Source organism: Rhodococcus sp. BS-15 (assembly GCF_000813105.1).
Classification (GTDB): domain Bacteria; phylum Actinomycetota; class Actinomycetes; order Mycobacteriales; family Mycobacteriaceae; genus Rhodococcoides.
In genome coordinates, this window is record NZ_BAOX01000309.1 from 1 (window position 1) to 5,593 (window position 5,593).

Annotated in this window: 2 protein-coding genes and 2 pseudogenes; 2 read left to right on the forward strand and 2 right to left on the reverse strand. The window is 66.7% G+C overall.

The features are described 5' to 3' along the window. Positions 1-1,720: proton-conducting transporter membrane subunit (locus RHBS_RS23485; protein ID WP_272913893.1), on the reverse strand; the 1,720-nt coding region annotated here is incomplete at its 3' end. 300 nt (positions 1,721-2,020) lie between these two features. Here RHBS_RS23485 and RHBS_RS23495 point away from each other — a divergent pair. Continuing rightward, positions 2,021-2,431 carry an NUDIX domain-containing protein gene (locus RHBS_RS23495; RefSeq protein WP_187298610.1) on the forward strand — a complete coding sequence of 137 codons (411 nt, stop codon included), beginning with the start codon at positions 2,021-2,023 and terminating at the stop codon, positions 2,429-2,431. Between the two features lie 61 nt (positions 2,432-2,492). Continuing rightward, a pseudogene (locus RHBS_RS23500) lies at positions 2,493-3,244 on the forward strand (isocitrate lyase/phosphoenolpyruvate mutase family protein). Positions 3,245-3,297: 53 nt separating this feature from the next. Here the strand turns inward: RHBS_RS23500 and RHBS_RS23505 are convergent. After that, positions 3,298-5,475 (reverse strand): annotated as a pseudogene (locus RHBS_RS23505) (AAA family ATPase). Between the last annotated feature and the right edge of the window lie 118 nt (positions 5,476-5,593).

Consider the following 5,593-nt stretch of genomic DNA (forward strand, 5'->3'; position numbering starts at 1 on the left):
GCAGCACCAGCGTCAACAGGATGGTGCCCTGAGTGAGGGGGAGCGAACCACGCTGCGTCGTGCCGGTCAGGCGGATGGACAGTGTGTCCATGAACTTGAGCACGTTGTCGTAGATGCGGTCTGCGTTGCCGAGCGGGGGATGCTCGAACTTGAGCCGGTTGACCACGCGATGGGCGATGAACAGCCCGACACCGCCGGTGACGACGACGACGGTCAGCGCCAGTGGAAGGTTGAAACCGTGCCACAGGGCCAGGTGGTAGGGCTCCTGGCCGTAGGACGGGAGGGTGCGGGCGTAGGGACTGACGATGCCGTCGACGACAGAGGATCCGAACCCGGCGATCACACCCAGAACGGCGAGGAATGCAGGCGCGGCCAGGAACAACGCGGACGGGGCATGCATCGCCCTGACCGATGGACTCGGACGCTTGAGCTGCTTGCGCGCGAACGCGCCCCACACGAATCGGATGCTGTAGGTGACCGTGAGGATCGAGCCGATCACCAGCCCCGCGACGACGACCGCCGCGACCGTGGGATCGAGCGTCGGAGTGCTGATCACGGCCGACAACGCCGTCTCCTTGCCGACGAACCCGAGCATCGGCGGTAGTCCGGCCATACTGGCCGCGGCCAGCGCCGCGATCGCGGCTAGCCACGGAGCCTTCTTGCCCAGGTGGGCGAGCTTGCGGATGTCTCGGGTGCCGGTGGTGTGGTCGACGATGCCGACGACCATGAACAGTGCCGCTTTGAACATCGCATGCGCGATCACCATCGTCAGGCCGGCGAGCATCGCCTTCTCCGAGCCGATGCCGACCAGCACCATGAGGAAGCCGAGCTGGCTGACGGTGCCGAACGCGAGGATGAGTTTGAGGTCGAATGCGCGCAGCGCTCGCCAGCCGGCCAGGATCATCGACAGCAGTCCCAGGCTGATCACGGTGGCACGCCACGGGCCGGAATCGGCGAACCCCGGTGCCAGGCGCGCCACCAGGTAGATGCCGGCCTTCACCATCGCTGCGGCGTGAAGGTAGCCGCTGACCGGCGTCGGGGCAGCCATGGCTCCGGGGAGCCAGAAGTGCAGTGGCACGATGGCCGACTTGCTCAGTGCGCCGATGAGGACCAGCACGATCGCGACGCCGGGCAACCAGCCGCCGGGTGCGTTCGCGACCAGCTCGGAGAGGTTGTAGGTGCCGGATACCTGGCCGAGGATGATGATGCCGACCAGCATTGCCAGGCCGCCGGCGGTGGTGACGAGCAGTGCCTGGGTGGCGGCACGCCTGCTGGAGGCACGCTCGGCGTAGTGGCCGACGAGCAGGAACGACAGGACCGTAGTGATCTCCCAGAAGATGTACAGCACGAGCATGTTGTCGCTGGTGATGAGGCCGAACATCGCACCGGAGAACGCGACCATCTCGGCGGCGAACAGGCCCAGTCGAGGTTCGTCGTTCTCGAAGTAGCGCGCGCAGTACAGGAGGATCAGTGCGCCGATGCCGAGGACCAGCAACGACATGATGGCGGCCAAGGAGTCGAACCGCATGTCGATGTTCATCGACAGGCCGGGGACCCATTCGATCTTCAGTTTCTGGTCGGTTCCCCAGTTGCCGAACACCCAGACCAGGCTGAGCAGGGGGACGAGCGCGAGGGGGAAGAAGGCAGTGCGACCCCACCACCGGACGAACAGCGGCGCGAGCAGCGCGGCGGCGGCGTGCGCAAGAAGAATGGCGAGCAAAGATCACTCCGTCGTCTCGGTCGCCACCGGCGGTGAAGCCGAGGCGGTGGTCGTAGGGCGGCGATGAGTAGGGTGTGCGAAGTCCGTGTGAGAGTCGATTTGAAGCTTTGAGAAATAACGATCCGGTAGCCGAACGGCAGCCGTGAGTTGTTGTTGTCCACTTTACTTTGCGTGGTCGAGCGCGTGCCATGCGGTACAGAACGGCAGGAGTGGAGCCTGCGGAACGACCCGGGTGGGTAGGAGTGGAGCCTGCGGAACGACCCGGGTGGGCAGGAGTGGCTCGAGCCGAGGGGAAGTGCCGTGACCGTGTCGAGGCTCATTCGGACCGCCGGTCTGGCGTACGTCCGAGATCGTCGAATGATCCAGACGCGGTCGGTCGGCAAGTCTGCGTTCTACATGGCGGGCGGCAAGATCGACCCGGGCGAGACACCCGAGCAGGCGCTGCACCGGGAGATCAGGGAAGAGCTCGACGCGAAAGTAACGGACGCGCGGCTCCTCGGAGTGTTCGAGTGCCAGGCATGGGGGCACCCGCCAGGTACCCCGCTCGAGATCACCTGCTTCATCGCCGATCTGGCGAACGAGCCGACGCCGACCAGCGAAATTGCAGAGATCAGGTACTTCACTCGCGACGAGTACGCCGCCATGCCCGATGTCGCTCCCGGCTCCCTGATGGTGTTCGACCGAATGCAAGCACTCGATTTGATCGACTGAAGCGGGTACGTTGGGGACTGAGAGAACGTACGTTCTCCACAGCCACCGCGAAGGAGCCTTCATGTCGACCCTGTCCCAGAAAGCCACCACCCTGCTCGAGCTGCACCAGCCGGGTAACCCCGTTGTGTTGCCGACCGTATGGGACGCCTGGTCTGCCAACCTGGCCGTGTCCGCAGGATTCACCGCCCTGACCGTCGGCAGCCACCCCGTCTCGGACTCCATCGGCAAGCCCGACAACGAGGGCATCACCTTCGACGAGCTCCTCGCCCGCATCACCCAGATCTCCGGAGCTGTCGACGTGCCGCTGTCGGTCGACATCGAAGCCGGCTACGGCGAAGATCCCAAGCGACTGATCGACGGCCTGATCTCCGCCGGAGCCGTCGGCCTCAACATCGAGGACACCGTGCACAGCGAAGGTGGCCGCCTCCGCGAAGCGCAGGAACACGCCGACTTCGTCGGAGCACTGCGTGCAGCATCCGACGCCACCGACGTCCACGTGGTCATCAACGCCCGCACCGACCTGTTCGTCAAGGCGATCGGTGACGAGAGCGACCGCGTCGAGCGCGCCATCGCACGCCTGAAGCTGTGCGCCGAGGCCGGAGCCGACTCGCTCTACCCCGTCGCTTCCACAACGACGCCGACTACAAGCGCCTCGCCCAGGAACTCCCACTGCCCATCAACGCCATCGCCAACCCGGCCGAGGGCGACCTGTCGCACTTCGCCTCCCTCGGCGTCGGACGCATCAGCTTCGGTCCGATCTTCCAAATGGAGTTGGCCAAGCGGGCAGAAGAGATCCTCGGCCGCTGGAAGTGAGAGCGGCTTCGCCGCAGGTGAGCAGAACTTCGTAGCCTGCTACGAGTTTCCGCTCACGACCCGTAGGCCCGCAGATGCGCCACCTGCTCGGGATCGAGTGACGGCTTCACCGTCGCCCGAGCGGCGGCGACATCGGCGGCGGTGACGTCGGCTGCATCCATCGACCGACGCATCGCCGTCAACGCGGCCTCACGCAGCAACGCCGCGCAGTCGGCGGCGGAGTAGCCGTCGAGATCGCGCGCCAGCGACTCCAGATCCACGTCCTCGGCGAGCGGGATGGATTTGCCCGACGCTTCAGGATGTCCACGCGGGCATCGGAATCCGGCGGCGGCACGAACACCAGGCGCTCGAGGCGGCCGGGGCGCAACAGCGCGGGATCGATCAGATCGGGTCGGTTGGTTGCCCCGAGTACGACGACGTCGCGCAACGGTTCGACGCCGTCGAGTTCGGTCAGCAGCGCCGCGACGACCCGATCGCCGACGCCGGAGTCCGAACTCTGCCCGCGTCGGGGCACGAGCGCATCCACTTCGTCGAGGAAGATCAGCGAGGGAGCGGAATCGCGGGCGCGCTGAAAGAGTTCTCGGACAGCCTTTTCCGAGGAGCCGACCCACTTGTCCATCAATTCCGCGCCCTTGACCGAGTGCACGCTGAGCTGCCCGGAACTGGCCAGTGCCCGTACGAGGAACGTCTTTCCGCAGCCGGGTGGACCGTAGAGCAGGACTCCTCGCGGTGGCTCGATTCCCAAGCGCGCAAACGAATCCGGGTGACGCAACGGCCACAGCACCGCCTCGGTGAGCGCCTGTTTGGTCTCCACCATGTCGCCGACGTCATCGAGCGTGAGACTGCCGATGGCCAGTTCTTCGCTTCCCGAACGCGACAGTGGGCGGATCACCTGGAGAGCGCCCACCAGATCGTCCTGCGTCAACGAGGCCGCGGCCGAATCGTTCGATGCGCGAGCCGCCGCCCGCAGTGCCGCCTCCCGCGTCAGTGCGGCCAGATCCGCGACCACGAAACCCGGTGTCCGTGCGGCTATCTCAGCGAGATCGACGTCGCCCTGCGGAACCTTGCGCAGCAGATGCTCCAGCAATCCCTTGCGGCCTGCCGCGTCGGGCAGGGTGAGGGTGAGCTCACGATCGCACAGGTCCTGACCGCGCACTCTGGGATCGGTTGCCTCCGGATGAGCTGTCGTCGCGATCAGGGCCAGACCGGGAGTGTCGACGGCCCGGCGCAAGACATCGAGGACGAACGTGGACGCCGGTTCGGGGACGGAGGGCAGCAACGCGTCGACATCGGTGATCAGCAGAACCCCGGAGCCGGCGAGTTCGTCCACGGCCGCGGTGACCCGGTCTACCCGAGCCGATGCCTCGAGCGCACCGATCGACGGTCCGTCCAGCACGACGCATGCGCGTTCGCCGATGACCGCGCGCGCCAACGTCGCCTTGCCCACCCCGCCGGGTCCGGTGATCAACACCCCCCAGATGCGGCGACGCGCCCAGCGTCGCCAACAACTCCGACTCGTCCAACGCCAGCCGCAGCCACTCGGAGAGTTTCGACTGCTGGGCGCTCACTCCCACCAGATCGGCCACGCTCACCGCCGGTGCCGCGGTCTTCGGCGCGGGACTCGACGCGGCCGACGGCTGTGCACCGGTGACGGTGGCGGAGCCCCACCCGACTGCCGAATTGGGCTGCACACTCACCGGCCCACCCGATGGGTCGACGGCCGAGACCGTCAACAGCTCGGTGGTCCACGCAACCCCGAATGTCCTCGACAGCGCCTGCGTCGCCGATGTGGTCGAGGTCCCGGGTCCGAGATCTCGGGGGAGGAGTGAGACCGTGTCGCCCACCGTCAGCACCTTGCCGAGCAACGCTTGGCGCAGGGTGGCGTCGGAGATGGAACCGGTGGCGAGCGCGGATCCTGTCACCGTGACAGTTCTGGCACCGTAGACGGTAACGGGTCCGACTGCGACAGAAGCATTTTCGCGAAGGCCGGTGTTGGAGAGAGTGACGTCGTCCAGTAATGCGGTGCCCTGCGGCGATCCCTCGGGAGCCACGGCGACGACGGCGGCCGTGCGACGAGAACCGATGAGCGACACAGCATCCCACTCCCGCAGGCTCAGAGCCGCGAGAACTTCCGGATGCAGGCGCACGACGCCGCGTCGGGCATCGGCCGCCGAGGTGTTGAGGCGGGCGGTGAGCACGAGCTCAGGCGTCGTCGAGCGAGATTCGGTCACACGGTCAACAGTAGCGGCGAGGCACTAACTGCGAGGCCGGCGCAGTCCCAGACGAGCCTGCGACCGGCGATTGTTGCCCGGTGCGCGTCGGATGGCCCGACGCTCGGCGCGTCGCAGA